This is a genomic window from [Clostridium] scindens (assembly GCF_019597925.1).
In the GTDB taxonomy this organism is placed as follows: Bacteria; Bacillota; Clostridia; order Lachnospirales; family Lachnospiraceae; genus Clostridium_AP.
Genome location: NZ_CP080442.1, coordinates 456,948 through 471,445 on the forward strand (window position 1 = coordinate 456,948; position 14,498 = coordinate 471,445).

Annotated in this window: 11 protein-coding genes and 2 pseudogenes; 12 read left to right on the top strand and 1 reads right to left on the bottom strand. The window is 38.3% G+C overall.

What is annotated here, in order from left to right; genetic code table 11:
* The first annotated feature begins 90 nt into the window (after window positions 1–90).
* The 3 genes from K0036_RS02010 (at window position 91) to guaA (ending at window position 3,419) form a co-directional block, all read left to right on the top strand.
* Window positions 91–321, top strand: a complete 231-nt coding sequence (locus K0036_RS02010) for an HPr family phosphocarrier protein (RefSeq protein ID WP_004607833.1) — start codon at window positions 91–93, stop codon at window positions 319–321.
* 62 nt (window positions 322–383) lie between these two features.
* Window positions 384–1,751: an MATE family efflux transporter gene (locus K0036_RS02015; protein WP_044955711.1), complete on the top strand. Its 1,368-nt coding sequence runs from the start codon at window positions 384–386 to the stop codon at window positions 1,749–1,751.
* Window positions 1,752–1,871: 120 nt separating this feature from the next.
* A complete protein-coding gene (guaA, locus tag K0036_RS02020) occupies window positions 1,872–3,419 on the top strand; it encodes a glutamine-hydrolyzing GMP synthase (RefSeq protein WP_220430608.1) in 1,548 nt (515 codons plus the stop codon).
* A 91-nt stretch (window positions 3,420–3,510) separates the two neighbouring features.
* Here the strand turns inward: guaA and K0036_RS02025 are convergent.
* Window positions 3,511–4,928 (bottom strand): annotated as a pseudogene (locus tag K0036_RS02025) (IS3 family transposase).
* An 830-nt stretch (window positions 4,929–5,758) separates the two neighbouring features.
* Between K0036_RS02025 and K0036_RS02030 the strand changes: the two are divergent.
* From K0036_RS02030 to K0036_RS02060, 9 genes and pseudogenes are all read left to right on the top strand, one after another.
* On the top strand, window positions 5,759–6,067 hold the full coding sequence (locus K0036_RS02030) for a hypothetical protein (RefSeq protein ID WP_220430609.1): 309 nt from the start codon (window positions 5,759–5,761) through the stop codon (window positions 6,065–6,067).
* Between the two features lie 239 nt (window positions 6,068–6,306).
* Window positions 6,307–6,489 (top strand): hypothetical protein, encoded by a 183-nt coding sequence (locus tag K0036_RS02035; protein ID WP_220430610.1) that lies wholly within the window; start codon window positions 6,307–6,309, stop codon window positions 6,487–6,489.
* Window positions 6,490–6,695: 206 nt separating this feature from the next.
* Window positions 6,696–7,286 (top strand): annotated as a pseudogene (locus K0036_RS19490) (hypothetical protein); the annotation flags it as partial.
* Window positions 7,287–8,127: 841 nt separating this feature from the next.
* The gene (locus K0036_RS18930; RefSeq protein ID WP_259283371.1) at window positions 8,128–8,688 is read left to right on the top strand and encodes a hypothetical protein; all 561 of its coding nucleotides are present in this window, start codon (window positions 8,128–8,130) and stop codon (window positions 8,686–8,688) included.
* A gap of 201 nt (window positions 8,689–8,889) precedes the next feature.
* Window positions 8,890–9,321 (top strand): hypothetical protein, encoded by a 432-nt coding sequence (locus K0036_RS18935; protein WP_259283372.1) that lies wholly within the window; start codon window positions 8,890–8,892, stop codon window positions 9,319–9,321.
* Between the two features lie 18 nt (window positions 9,322–9,339).
* A complete protein-coding gene (locus K0036_RS18940; RefSeq protein ID WP_227066457.1) occupies window positions 9,340–9,594 on the top strand; it encodes a hypothetical protein in 255 nt (84 codons plus the stop codon).
* 90 nt (window positions 9,595–9,684) lie between these two features.
* Window positions 9,685–9,984, top strand: coding sequence for a TnpV protein (locus tag K0036_RS02050; protein ID WP_259283427.1), 300 nt, complete (start codon window positions 9,685–9,687; stop codon window positions 9,982–9,984).
* Between the two features lie 253 nt (window positions 9,985–10,237).
* Window positions 10,238–12,421 carry an AAA family ATPase gene (locus tag K0036_RS02055; protein ID WP_220430611.1) on the top strand — a complete coding sequence of 728 codons (2,184 nt, stop codon included), beginning with the start codon at window positions 10,238–10,240 and terminating at the stop codon, window positions 12,419–12,421.
* Entirely contained in the window at window positions 12,403–14,340 is a 1,938-nt protein-coding gene (locus K0036_RS02060; RefSeq protein ID WP_227066455.1) for a UvrD-helicase domain-containing protein, read from the top strand. The genes K0036_RS02055 and K0036_RS02060 overlap by 19 nt, the downstream gene beginning before the upstream one ends.
* Window positions 14,341–14,498: the final 158 nt, after the last annotated feature.

The following is a 14,498-nucleotide window of genomic DNA, read 5'->3' on the forward strand; positions in this document are numbered from 1 at the left end:
CGTTAAAAATTTCTACTTTTTTAAAAAATTTCCACCTTGAGAGGATGGGAAATTATGCTAAGATGTTCATAACGAAAAGGAGAGATTGTTATGAGCAAAAGAATCGTTGTATTTCAAAATCCAAGCGATATATTAGAATTTGTAAGAAAGGTCGAGAAATATCCTTATGACATGGACATGAAGCGCGGCCGTTATATCGTCGACGCGAAATCTCTGCTGGGACTCATGAATCTCGGTTTTCAGAATGAGATTGAGTTGAAAGTCTATGAAGAAGAATGTGATGACCTCTGGAAGGATATAGAAAAATATGTCGCGGCATAAGCAAATTGATGCTTGTGTAATGAAACTCCCTGTCGTATAATGTACGATGAGGAGTTTTTATTATGTTAAAGAAAATGAAAAAAAGAGTTGACAGAAGCAGCTACTTATTCGACAATAAGGCGCTGCTTGCATTAATTATTCCGCTGGTCATCGAGCAGCTTCTAGCAGTACTTGTTGGCATGGCGGATTCTATTATGATTGCGAGCGTTGGCGAGGCAGCCGTCTCCGGCGTATCGCTGGTGGATCAGATCATGGTCCTGCTGATCAATGTATTTGCCGCCCTTGCAACCGGCGGAGCGGTGGTGGCCGGACAGTATCTGGGACAGAAGAATCAAAAGGAAGCCTGCAAGTCGGCTACCCAGCTGATATGGTTCATTACCCTGTGCTCGGTTGTGATCACCTTATTGGTCTATGCGGGCAAATACTTCATCCTGCACGGAATCTTCGGAAAGATCGAGGCTGACGTAATGGGACATGCCAATACCTACCTGATGATCGTAACGGCATCCATCCCGTTCATGGCCCTGTATAATGGAGGCGCGGCAATCTTCCGTGCCATGGGCAATTCCAAGGTGTCCATGCAAGTATCCATCATCATGAATATCATCAATGTTGGCGGAAACGCGATCTTGATCTACGGTTTCCACAGGGGGACGGAAGGCGTAGCCATCCCCACCCTGGTGTCCAGGATGGTGGCTGCGGTTATCATCATTGCCCTGCTGTGCAATCCGAAGCAGCTTCTACATATCGAGCGCACCTTCCGCTATAAGTTCAACTGGCAGATGGTAAAGAAGATTCTGAGCATCGGCGTGCCGAACGGCCTGGAGAACAGCATGTTCCAATTGGGCAAGATCCTGGTATTAAGCCTGGTATCCACATTCGGAACTTACGCTATCGCGGCAAATGCCGTGGGCAACGCTATCGCCTTATTCCAGATACTTCCCGGAATGGCAATTTCCCTGGCAGTTACTACGGTAATCGCAAGATGCGTAGGGGCAGGAGACTACGAGCAGGTGAAATATTACAACCGGAAGTTGATGGTGATCACCTATGTATGCATGGCTGCGACCGTGTTCTTCATTTTCTCCATCCTTCCGCTGATCATCAAGGCTTATAATCTGTCAGACGTGACAGCCAGGGCAACCGAGCAGATCATCCATTTCCATGGAATCAGCGCGATCCTGATCTGGCCCATATCCTTTACGCTGCCGGCTACCTTCCGTGCGTCCGGAGATGCCAAGGCATGCATGTACATCTCCATACTGTCCATGTGGATCTTCCGTATCGCATTCAGCTACGTGCTGGGCAAATACATGGGATTGGGCGTGTTCGGTGTATGGGTGGCAATGGTCATCGACTGGGTATTTAGGGCACTGTGCTTTGTAATCCGGTATTTCAAAGGAACCTGGCGCAAAAGCGCGATCGTGTAAAATGAAAAGAAGTCCCTTGTCAACAGGGGGCTTCTATCATATAATAGAACCTGATTTTGAGAGACATATGTGAAACTTGGATATAATAGGTACGAGATTGACAAATTAGGAGGAATTCTTGTGAAGAGAGAATTAGTAATCGTCATTGATTTTGGTGGGCAGTATAACCAGCTGGTAGCAAGACGTGTTAGAGAATGCAACGTATACTGCGAGATCTATTCCTACAAGACAGACCTGGAGAAGATCAAAGAGATGAATCCCAAGGGGATCATCCTGACCGGAGGGCCCAACAGCTGCTACGAGGCAGATTCGCCCACATATAAGAAAGAATTATTTGAACTTGGCATACCAGTCCTCGGACTGTGCTACGGCGCCCAGTTGATGATGCACGTACTGGGCGGCAAGGTAGAAAGCGCTGACGTCAGGGAATATGGCAAGACTGAAGTCATCATAGATAAACCCCAGTCGCCAATCTTTGAAGGCGTGTCATCCCCGACCATCTGCTGGATGAGCCATTTTGACTACATCTCCAAGGTGGCGCCGGGATTCGAAATCACCGCCCACACGGCAGACTGCCCGGTGGCCGCGGCCGAGAACCCGGGGCAGAAATTATACGCGATCCAGTACCATCCGGAAGTGCTCCATACTGCAGAAGGCACGAAGATGCTGTCCAACTTCGTGCTTGGCGTATGCGGCTGCGCTGGGGACTGGAGGATGGATTCCTTCGTGGAAGAATCCATCAGGCAGATCCGGGAGAAAGTCGGCAAAGGCAAAGTACTGTGCGCCCTGTCCGGCGGCGTCGACTCCTCCGTGGCAGCAGTCCTGCTGTCCAAGGCTGTAGGAGACCAGCTGACCTGCGTATTCGTAGATCACGGGCTTCTCCGTAAAAATGAAGGAGACGAGGTAGAGGCCGTCTTCGGACCAGAAGGCGATTATGACCTGAACTTCATCCGTGTCAACGCCCAGCAGCGTTTCTACGAGAAACTGGCAGGAGTCTCCGAGCCGGAGGCAAAACGTAAGATCATCGGGGAAGAGTTCATACGCGTATTCGAAGAAGAAGCCAAGAAGATCGGCGCGGTAGACTTCCTGGTGCAGGGAACCATCTACCCGGATGTGGTAGAAAGCGGGCTTGGCGGAGAATCCGCAGTCATCAAGTCCCACCACAACGTGGGAGGCCTGCCGGACTGCGTAGACTTTAAAGAAATCATCGAGCCGCTGCGCGACCTGTTCAAAGACGAAGTAAGGAAAGCCGGACTGGAACTTGGCATTCCTAAGCACCTGGTATTCCGCCAGCCGTTCCCCGGTCCGGGACTTGGCATCCGCATAGTCGGAGAAGTAACGGAAGAAAAAGTTAAGATGGTGCAGGACGCAGACGCGATCTACCGGGAAGAAATCGCGAACGCCAGATTGGATAAAAGCGTCGGCCAGTACTTCGCCGCACTTACGAATATGCGAAGCGTCGGCGTCATGGGGGATGAGAGAACCTATGATTACGCCGTGGCCCTCAGAGCGGTGAACACCATCGACTTCATGACGGCGGAGGCCGCGGAGATACCGTGGGAAGTGCTGCATAAGGTGACCAGCCGGATTGTGAATGAAGTAGATCATGTGAATCGAGTGATGTATGATATTACCTCTAAGCCGCCTGGGACGATAGAGTTCGAGTAGAGGATTAAAACCCCCGCAAGCCAGTAATGGATGCGACCCCAAAAAGTTAGACTTTTTAAGCGTAGCAGTTTTTATGGCTGCTACGTTATTTTTATGCAGCCAAGAGGTTAAGCCTGTATTGCACTGGACTCATCCACCCAAGTTTCTCCTTAATTCTTTGCTCATTGTAATACTTTATGTATCGTTCAATTTCTGATTTCAATTCCTCGTAACTATAATAGACAACACCGTAATAAATTTCTTGTTTGAGTAAACCAAAGAAGTTCTCCATCACAGAGTTGTCATGGCAGTTTCCTTTTCTGGACATGCTTTGAAATATTCGCGCTTCTCTAAGGCGATGCGAATAGGATTTCATCTGATAAGCCCAGCCTTGATCGCTATGAAAAGTTCTACGATAAGGACAGTCCGAAGTTATTTCAATTGCCTTGTTTAATACATCCAAGACATTTTTCGCAGATGGAGTTTCATCAATTCCATAGCTAAGTATCTCACCATTGCACATATCCATGAATGGATCCAGATATAGTTTATGCATTGTCATATGTCCTTTTGCATCGACTTCATAATACTTGAATTCAGTAGTATCTGTTGTAATCTTCTGATGAGGTATATGTGTATTAAAGCGTCGTCGTATTCGGTTTGGTGCAACAGTGCCAACTCTACCCTTGTAAGAGTTATATTTGCGACTTTTACGAGTAAAGGAAGTGACCTGTAAACCTAGTTTTTTCATTATGCGCTGAACTTTCTTCTTGTTAATGCAATAACCCAGGTTTCTTAATTCCCCCAGTATTCGACGATAACCGTAATCTTTGTTGTTTTTGCGATCTTAAGTATCTTTTCTTCGAGTTCTTTATCCGGATTTTCCCTATCAAATCTTTTCTGCCAATCCATATATGTGGCTTTAGGCATACCTGTATAAGAGAGAAGGTCTTTTAGTTTGAACGCTCCTCGGAGTCTGTTGATGATGAGCGCCGTTCTCTCATTTTTGCCTCGTCCTCTAAACGCAGTCTCCTCAGTTCTTTTAAAAATGCATTCTCGATTCTTAATTTAAGGAGTTCCTCCTCTAATTCTTTTACATGCTCTGCACTGGTATCGACAATTCTTTCTTCTGGTTCTTGATTTTAGTATCTATCTTAGGCTTATCCAAAGTTTTTTCCGACCTTTCTTGTGAGGTCTCAAGGCATCAGGGCCTGCCGCACGAAAGCGACTAACCCAGTTAACAATCATACTGGGATTTGTATTACCTTCTTCGATAGCTAACTCTTGATATGAGATTTCACTTGATAAATACCATTCTACAACAGAAAGCTTCTTTTCAAAAGTATATTTTTCTTGTTTACGAGAGCGCATTAGACCTTCATCACCAAAAGCGTTATAGTTATTAACCCATTCTCTAAGACATTTCGAATCTGAAATCCCATTAGTTTTAGCAAGGTATTGATAGCCGCCTTCACCATTCAAATATGCAAGGACTACTTTTTTCTTGAATTCATAGCTATATTTAACCATAAAAATACCGACCTCCAATCGTTAGATTTTTAGGTCTAACTTTTGGGGGGCGGTACAAATTGCAAGGCTTACGGGGGTTTTTTTCTGTCCGAAAAATAAGATTTTAGTAAGACTTTCTGTAATATTCATGTATATAATGCGATTTATATTTCTTTTTTCTTTTGGTTTATGGCTATGCTTTTCGGGAAAGTATTTTTCCCGTGGGCATATTCTTCTTTGGCCATTTCTCCAACTTGATACTTCTTATTTGCTTCTCCCCATTCAATAACAATGTTCGATATGTTGGCTTGACCTTTCTTTTTTATAGCAGCCTAAAGTAATATATCCAATGTTCTTCTACTGCTTTCAGGTTGTGGTTTTCTTCCAACTCAAACAAGGTATGCATGACACCAAGTCCACAATCAAGGGAGGAGGGAACGCCTATTGTAAGACACTCATTTATCCAGATGTCGAAACTGACAAATCTGAAAGGCAGAATCAATTATATATTCAGCCATGCCAGACAGGAAAATTTATATGCAGTATATGATACTACAGAACGAAAGTTTTGGAGTGAGCTGGCAAAATGTAAACAAGAAGAGTTCGAGAAAAGTGGAACGGAGGTAAATGTATTGAAGCAAGAGAACGGATTATTGCTTTGCCAGAGAGTTTTATGGACTATGAGCCGAATATGATGCTGAAATTATTTGTGGAGCATTTTAAGCAGAATTATGAGGTTGAATGTGTTGGGGCATTGCCCCATAATAAGCGAAGACGAATTATCATATCTATCTTATTTTTTCGGAGCGTAGATTGCTGAAAGAACCGATTGACGCACTAAGAAAGAGATTATGGATGAAGCAGGACAAGTAAAAAGAGGTTGTAAGATTGTTCCTAAAGGCGTTGTATATGATCGGAAAATCTTCACTACAAAGGATTCAAAGTTTAAAAATGAAGCATTTCTGAATGAGATTAAAAACTCTTTTACAGAACTGATGAATATCTATGTGAAAGATAAAAAAGAGAAATTACAAGTGTTTGACAAGAACAGTCCATATTTGGCGATGAAAAAGGTCGGTAAAAATAACCCGAAAGATGAGCAGATAGAATCAGATAATGGGGGCAGCAAAGGTGGAATCAAACAGTGGACAGGGCATTAGTAGGCGGGATAGCAGAAGAAAAAATTATGGGTATTAAATAAACAGAAATTGTGGATAAGGCAAAGAGTTCTATTCAAAACAGGGCAGACATCCACAGTTTTCTATGGCAATTGTCCAGTTAGCGATTTTTGCGCTACAGACTTTGATTATTCAAATATTAAAACAGATTTATCAGGAGTGTATTGATACAGAGAGAATTGACAGCTATTATTTCGAGTGAGGAAACCAGAGATATTCAGATGATAGATGATAAAAAAGTCAGTGAAACGGAACAGCCGTTGCCAGCCCCGCCAGTAAAGCCAGCATTAGCTGAACAATATCCAAACTTAAATGTTATTTACCACAAATTGAATAATCAAAATAGTGTAATCTATCTAAAAGGACAGGAACTTGCCGAGGTCAAAAAGGAGTTAAAAATATAAAAGGTTTATTCAAGGGAAAGCGGCGTAAGGAATTGCAAGATAACAGCAATGAATTAGCTCATCTGATTGATACTATGGGACAGCATTTATAGGGAATTGTGCAGGATAATGGGTATAAGAATGTAAAAGAGTTTCTAGCAAGATATCTCTACAGAATGCTTTAAAAGATGATACGAAAAAAGATGAAGAATATTATGAAGCCAATTACCCGGCTGCTTATTTTAGACCCTATACAAGCCTATTTAGGCGGTGGGATGGATATGAATCGGGACAATGAAACAAGAGATATGACAAAGAAGTTGGGACTTCTGGCAGAGAAATATAAATGTGCTATTGTGCATATTGGTCATATGAATAGGGCAGCAGGGAACAAGGGTGCATATAGTTCTATTGATTTTTTGCAGTAGCAAGAAGTGCTCTGCTGGTAGGCAGAGTGGAAGGACAGGCAAATATCCGAGTAGTTGTGCAGATAAAAAATAATCTGGCACCATTCGGATATGCAAAAGCCTTTGAACTGAAATAAGGCTGTTTTGCTGGCTGGGTGATTATGAAATTTCAGCCGATGAATCGATGGAGGATTAGCGCCTAAAGTGAACAAATTGCAGCAGGCAAAGCAGTTGCTTCGGGAACTTGCTGAAACTAATAATGCCATGCAAAGCAAAGAGATTTTTAATCTGGCTGATGAACAATGTATTTCTAAAAGGACATTGCAAAATGCCAAGAAACAACTGAAAATTAAAGCCAAGAAAATCAACAACTTATGGTATTGGGAACTGGATAATATTAAGGAGAAATAAGGAAGAACGCAACAATGTAGACTATATAGATATTGCGGAGATGGGAATTACAAGGTTGCAAAGACTATACACGTTGCATTGTTGCGGACTTGGACGCAGATAAGCAGCGAAGCCCCCTGCGTTCATGAGGAAGTAGCGAAGCGGATACCGAATGTCCGCTTTACAAGGAGAATGAAAAGCGAAGCAGATACCAGAGAAATTATTTATTTTGTTGATAAAATACCACCTACTGGATATGGATGAGGTGCAGTCAGAGATAAAAAAGGATTGATGGATTCGATAAAGATGCGATCATTATATTCCAAATATAAGACAGCTCCAACAGAGGAAGAAAAACAAAAGCTAGACAGGAATATCTGGATAAGCGTGGAGTACCAGACAGTTTCCGTTGGTAAATTCTTCCTTGGCAATATTAGCAAGAGCGTGGCACGCCCCCTGTTAAATATATACAAGAGGAAGTGCTGGACATGAAGCCAGAAGGGTATTGGTATTGAACAAGGAATCTGCAAAGTGCCGTGTTCTTAAAAAGGCTTGAAAACGAGCATGTAAAATAGGCGGATACGCCCATGATAAGTTTACGAGTGATAGCAGTTTCTTATGTGTTGTTAGTTTTTAAGCCGCTTCGGCGTTTGAGAAGCGAAATATACTAATCGCTCAAACTTCGTTTATGCTCCGGGTATTTCGCCCTGCCAGTAGCCATGCCGCCGATAGGCGGTTAAGTTCGTAAACAGGTGCCTATGCACCAACTCACAGCGACGTTTGCGTTACAATGCAGTGTTGGAAAGAGGTGTTGCTAATATCAAGAAACTCATTTATACAAATGTCAAAATTGACGAATTTGATGGGAAGGATCAATTATATTTCCAGTCATGACAGACAAGATAATCTGTATGCAGTGTATGAAACTTCTGAACGAAAATTCTGGAGGGAATTGGAAAAGTGCAACCAAGAGAAATTTTTCAAGAGTGGAACAGATGGAAAATGCATTGAGGCCAGAGAACTAATTATTGCGTTGCCGGAGAGTTTTGTAGATTATAACCCAAGTGTGCTATTGGAAGTATTCACGAATCATTTCAAACGGAATTATAGTGTGGGGTGTATCTCTGCATTGCACTATAATAAGCGCAAGACCAATTATCATATCCATCTTATCTTTTCTGAACGTAATTTGTTGGATGAGCCGATAGAAAAGGTTGCTGTCAGAAATATGTTTTACGATGAGGCAGGAAAGCACGTTAGAACTAAAAAAGAAATATTTGATGGCAACGTTCAGATAAGGCTTGGGTGCAGAATTATTCCCAAAGGCGAGGTATATGAGCGGAAGTTATTTACCATTAAGGATAGTCGATTTAAAAGTGAAGGTTTTCTGGATGAAGTAAAAATCTTATACAGGGTTTATTAATATCTATGTTAGAGATGATAAGGAAAAATTAAAGGTGTTTGAACGCAAGAGCGCTTATCTTCCGATGAAAAAAATTGGGAAGAACAATCCGAAAGCGGAAAAATAGAGGCTGATAATTTACAGAGAAAAAGGTGGAACCAGACTGTTGACAGGGCATTGATCAGTGAGGTAACGGAACAGCAGATTATTGAGGTTAGAAAGGTGCAAATTGGTAGGAAAGCCAGCCTATCCATTCAGCAGTCTGGTGGTCAGCCAGAATTGTTTATTAACATCATTGAGATGGCAATTAGGGTACTGGAACTTCTGATTATGCAGGTAATTAACTTGGTTAAAAAGTTTGATGTGAAAGCGGATGAGTCACAAGTAAAATTGGAAACATTACCGTCTGTAAGGCAATCAGACCGGCAAAGGGAGGCTAAGGAAGTGCTAGAGAAAATCCCGACTAAACCGAAAAAGTCTGCTCGTGCGGCAGAATATCCAAGATTGAAAGAGATTTATGTGAAGTTACAACAACAGAATAGGGCAATCTTACAGAAAGAACAGAGGATTGGAAATCTGGAAACGGAATTTCACGAGTGTAAAAGTATTTTCAAAGGGAAAAGACGTAAGGAGTTGCAGGGAGAAATTGAATAGAAGAAGCAAGTAGAGCTGATGAAACAGAGATTAACGGATATTGTCACATCATGTGGCTATCAGAATGTAAGGACGTTTCTAATGGAACATGAGAAATCAAGGACAGAATATGCGTGGTATAGGCAGGCTGTTAGTGATTGGAAACGGACATATGAAGGTAGAGAAGAACAGCCGAAAAGTATCCGTGCGAGGCTAAAACTGCATGAAGAACAGATAAAACAAAAAGAACGCAATCGAAACGCTGTCCAGAGAAGGGGCAGAGGGGCAAGATAGGAGGATATGAAAAATGAAGAAGCACATTGTTGGAGAAAATGGGATTAGTTATACGTTGTGAAAAGATGATTGTATTATCCAGATTTGGGGTTGTCTGAGGGGACAGGGTATTCGATTGGGAAGTATGGACGTCTGAGGAGAAAATATCTGCAGGAAGAACGAAAGGAGGAAGATTTTAGATTGTTTTTGAATGGTGAGTTGAATGAGCACTTACGTCGTGTGGATGAGGCGTGTGAGCAGCGGATGGAGGTCCTGATTGAGCAAATGATGGGAAGGCTGGGAGTGACCGAGCAGTTAAAAGCAGAAAATCAGATGAAATGGGTTGGAATGACGAATAACATTAGAAATTTAGCAGAGGAAATCGTAGTGGAGGAAATTGTGTATCAGTAATGTGAGTGCGAGGCGGGCAACTGTTTCGCCATTTTGTATTTCTTTTAATAGCAAAGTAAAGGCTATTATGCTAAAATATATCTATTATAGCAAAAAAAGAGATTTTTAGATAGACAGTTCTATGAATGTTACAAGATTTATTATTAAAATATTATATGTGAGACAGGAGTAATATCATTTACCTTGATTGGTTAAATCATGATAGAGATACAGAAAATCGATAATATTGATTAAGAACTAAAGGGAGAAAAATATGCAAGTTATAAAGATAATAATAAATAATTTTCGTTTATTAAAACATACAGAGATTGATTTAGAAAAAGAGCTTTCATTAATTATCGGAAAAAATAATTGTGGAAAAACATCGGTTCTCACTGCTCTTACAAAGTTTTTTGGTGATCAGGGGAACGCTAATAATTTTAATTATGATGATTTTAATATAGACTTTCAAAAGGAATTATTTGAATGTCTTGAGAGAGATGTAACTGATTGGGGAAAGAAGAGATGCCAAGGAATCGAATTATATGTTTTTATTCAATATAATGAGACAGATAATTTGGCAAACATTTCTTCTTTAATGTTGGATTTGGATCCTAATAATAAAACAGTTGTTTTAAAAGTAGAATATGCATTGAATGATATATCTGTTGTAACTTTAAAAGATGCGTTTGAAAAATATTATGAACGTTTTAAAAATAATAAGAACAGTAAATTAACTAAGAAAGAATGTTATGATAAGTTTATGCATTCAAAGTCGAGACAATTTTTCAAAATTGTATATAAAGCAATATTATTTGATAAAATAGCAGGTAAAATATGCCCGGATAAATTTAGAGTTATCGATAAAAGGAAGGTTGAATTAACTAAAATAATTTCTATAAAGTATATTGCAGCTAAAAGAGAAACAATGAATAAAGACAATGACGGTTCTTTATCAGGCCTTTCAAGCAAATATTATGAACGAATAAAAGAGGATGATGAAAACCCTGTTATTCAGAGTTTTGAAGATGCATTAGTAAATACAGATGTTTCCCTTACCAAAGTGTATGACGGGTTGTTTGAAAACGTAATCAGTAAAGTAAAAAAGTTTGGTGGAATAAAAGAGAATGAGACGATAGTTAAGATAATATCTACATTAGGACAACAACAGCTATTAAAAGATAATACAACAATGGTTTATGAAGCTGGAAGTCATCAACTGCCAGAAAGTTATAATGGTTTAGGTTACTTAAACTTAATTAGTATAATTATTCAAATTGAAACGATGTTAGCTGAGTTTAGATGTGATAATAAAGTTAACGCTAAACCAGCAGATATAAACTTGTTATTCATAGAAGAACCAGAAGCTCATACACATCCACAGATGCAATATATCTTTATAAAGAATATAAAGGATTTGCTTAAGGATGGAAGTAAAGGAGATGATATAAGAAACAAAATCAATTTGCAAACAGTAATTACTACACATTCTTCACATATTGTTGCAGAATGTGATTTTGATGATATTAAATATTTTCAAAAAATTACACCAACAAATGTTATCTCAAAGAATATGAGAAGTCTAGAAGCGGAATATAAGGATGAAAATGATCCTGAAAACAAGAGGTTCAAGTTTTTAAAACAATATTTAACACTTAATTATGCAGAAATATTTTTTGCTGATAAAGTTATTCTATATGAGGGGGATACTGAAAGAATTCTATTGCCTGCAATAATGAAAAAAATTGATCAAGAAGAAACTGATAAAACAAAGTTACCGTTATTGGCACAGAATATATCACTTTTAGAGGCAGGGGCAAATTCACAGCTATTTGATAAATTTTTACAATTTACTGGAATAAAAACTTTGATTATAACTGATATAGACGCAGGAAAAGAGCAGAGGACTATGGACAAAAATGGCCATGAAAAAATAGTAATAAAAGGAACCGAAGTACGTAAAGGAAATACTACATCAAATAATGCGTTAAAATATTATTATAGTTTACCTTTAAAAACATGGAGAAAGACAATATTAAATTTTTTTGTTACAAGAAATAGCGAACAAAAAATACTAATAAGTGAAAATGGAAGTTGGAAACAAAGCAAGCACGGAAAATTAATGGTTGTTTACCAAACAGAAGAACAAAAAGATGAAAATAAATACTATCCAAGAAGTTTTGAAGATGCATTCTTGTTTTATAACAGAGAGTTTATTATTAAAAATATCGATGGTTTTAATAGTTTGAAAAATGTGAAGCAAATAGATGAGAAAGTCGGAGGAACGTCTGAATATAAATACACAGCATATGAATTGGCTGAAAATTGCATAAAAAGTAAACCAGCATTTCCAATGGATATTTTATTATGTAGCGAGCCTGATGAAAATACAGATTTTTCAAATTGGCAGATACCGCCATACATAAGGGAGGGGTTACTGTGGTTGCGAGAAGACTAGATACAGAAATAGAAGAAATATTAATGCATATAAAACAAAAACATAATTTTCTTTTAAGTGGAGGCGCTGGCAGTGGGAAGACATATTCACTTGTTGAAGTGTTAAAACATGTGTCCGTATTATACCCAAATGCTCAAATCGCATGCATTACATATACCAATGCCGCTGCAGTGGAGATTATAAATAGAGCCAATGTTGATAATTTAACCATCTCGACTATTCATGATTTTTTGTGGGAGAATATTTCATTGTTTCCTAATGAATTAAGAAGAACATTGATAGAATTAGTTAATAGTGATGATAGTGGTATTAAGAAGCCAAAGGCAGATGAAGAGTTTACGCTAACTAATGATATTATTATCCAATATAAAGAATATACTAAGTTGAAAAGTGGGGAAATATCACATGATGAAGTACTAGTATTGGCTAATGAGATGTATAAAAAGTATCCTAAGCTATGTAGCATTTTAAAAGATAAATATCAGTTTGTTTTTGTTGATGAGTATCAAGATACATCACCATTGGTTATAAAGATTTTGCTGGAATACTTGCAAAAAAGCAATCATGTTAATGTTATAGGATTCTTTGGCGATTCTATGCAATCAATATTTGAAAATAGTGTGGGGAACATTGATAAATACATTTCTCAAGGAATTGTCCATAAAGTTGAAAAAGAACAGAATAGAAGAAATCCAGGTTCAGTAATAAAATTGGCAAATAAGTTGCGTATTGATGGGCTGGAACAAAAAGAGTCGGATGATGCAGATGCCCCAAATATGGCAGAAGGTAAATTAAAAGAGGGAACTACAAGATTTTTATATTCTAATAAATTTTCTATAAATATGGTAAAGGAATCTCAATGGTGTCGGGAATGGGATTTTAACGATTCCAAGAAAACAAAAGAATTAAGACTTACACATAATTTAATAGCAAGTGAAGCGGGTTTTGATAAACTTATGAATATCTATGACAATGATCCTATTTACAAATTTAGAAAGGACTTTAAGAAATTTGCAGAACAAAAAAATTATATGTTTGATGTGAATAGTTCATTTAATGATGTGGTTAGGGGGCTTGACTGGAAATATTCCAGAGGTGATAATAGTGGCAAACAACATATTGACGTTTTTTTGGAAAAAGAAGAGAATAGGGTTTTATACGATTATATAAAGAAATGGTCATATGAAAAAGTTAATCAAATATATATGGATAAAGATAAACTTATTGATGATAAGGTGGAAGTAGAAGGAGTTACTGTAAGAGATGCTAAAAGAGATTATCTAATTCAACATTTATTTAAAATACAAGATATAATTTATCTTTATAAAAATGGAATGTATAATGAATTATTACAAAAGACACAAATAATAGTCGTTACAAATAGAGATAAGGCAAAGTTTAGAGATAATATCGAAAAGTTAATTTCTATGGAAAATAAGTCGATAGGGAATGTTATTGATTTTGCGGATCAAGTAGACTTGTGCGTGAAGGATGATAAATTTATTAATTTTGTTGAAAAAAACGAATATTTATATTGGAGAGTAAAGAAAATTATATATTCTGAGTTTCAAAATTTATATAGATATTTGGAAGGTTTTACTCCATTTTCGACTCAACATAAAATTAAAGGTTTAGAGTATGATAATGTTTTAGTATTTCTTGAAAATGGTGGTTGGCCAAACTATAATTTTGAATATTTATTTGATAAACACATTTTTGCAACACTTTCAAAGGCAAAACAAACAACGTATCCGAGAATATTAGAAAGAACAAAAAAGTTATTTTATGTGTGTTGTACTCGTGCAAGGGAAAATTTGGTTGTTTTTTACCCCAATCCAACAGAAGGGATATTAGAAGGAGCCAAAGAATTATTCGGCAAGGGAAATTGCATTAATCTGGATAGGGATGATGTGGACTAGATGTTGTTTAATGTGAATGTATATTTATTATTTTTGACTCTATTTTGACTCTAATAATTTTGAACAAGAAAATGTAGCTGAAAAATATAAAGAATACAATGATAAAAAGGTATAAAAGTGTACTGGAAAATGTTTAAATCGCATCATCCGCACCAGAG

Excerpts from the sequence above, each read along its gene's own strand:
- K0036_RS02010 (WP_004607833.1), top strand. The coding sequence starts at position 91 with ATGAGCAAAAGAATCGTTGTATTTCAAAATCCAAGCGATATATTAGAA.
- K0036_RS02015 (WP_044955711.1), top strand. The coding sequence starts at position 384 with ATGTTAAAGAAAATGAAAAAAAGAGTTGACAGAAGCAGCTACTTATTC.
- K0036_RS02030 (WP_220430609.1), top strand. The coding sequence starts at position 5,759 with ATGGATGAAGCAGGACAAGTAAAAAGAGGTTGTAAGATTGTTCCTAAA.
- K0036_RS02035 (WP_220430610.1), top strand. The coding sequence starts at position 6,307 with ATGATAGATGATAAAAAAGTCAGTGAAACGGAACAGCCGTTGCCAGCC.
- K0036_RS18930 (WP_259283371.1), top strand. The coding sequence starts at position 8,128 with ATGGGAAGGATCAATTATATTTCCAGTCATGACAGACAAGATAATCTG.
- K0036_RS18940 (WP_227066457.1), top strand. The coding sequence starts at position 9,340 with ATGAAACAGAGATTAACGGATATTGTCACATCATGTGGCTATCAGAAT.
- K0036_RS02055 (WP_220430611.1), top strand. The coding sequence starts at position 10,238 with ATGCAAGTTATAAAGATAATAATAAATAATTTTCGTTTATTAAAACAT.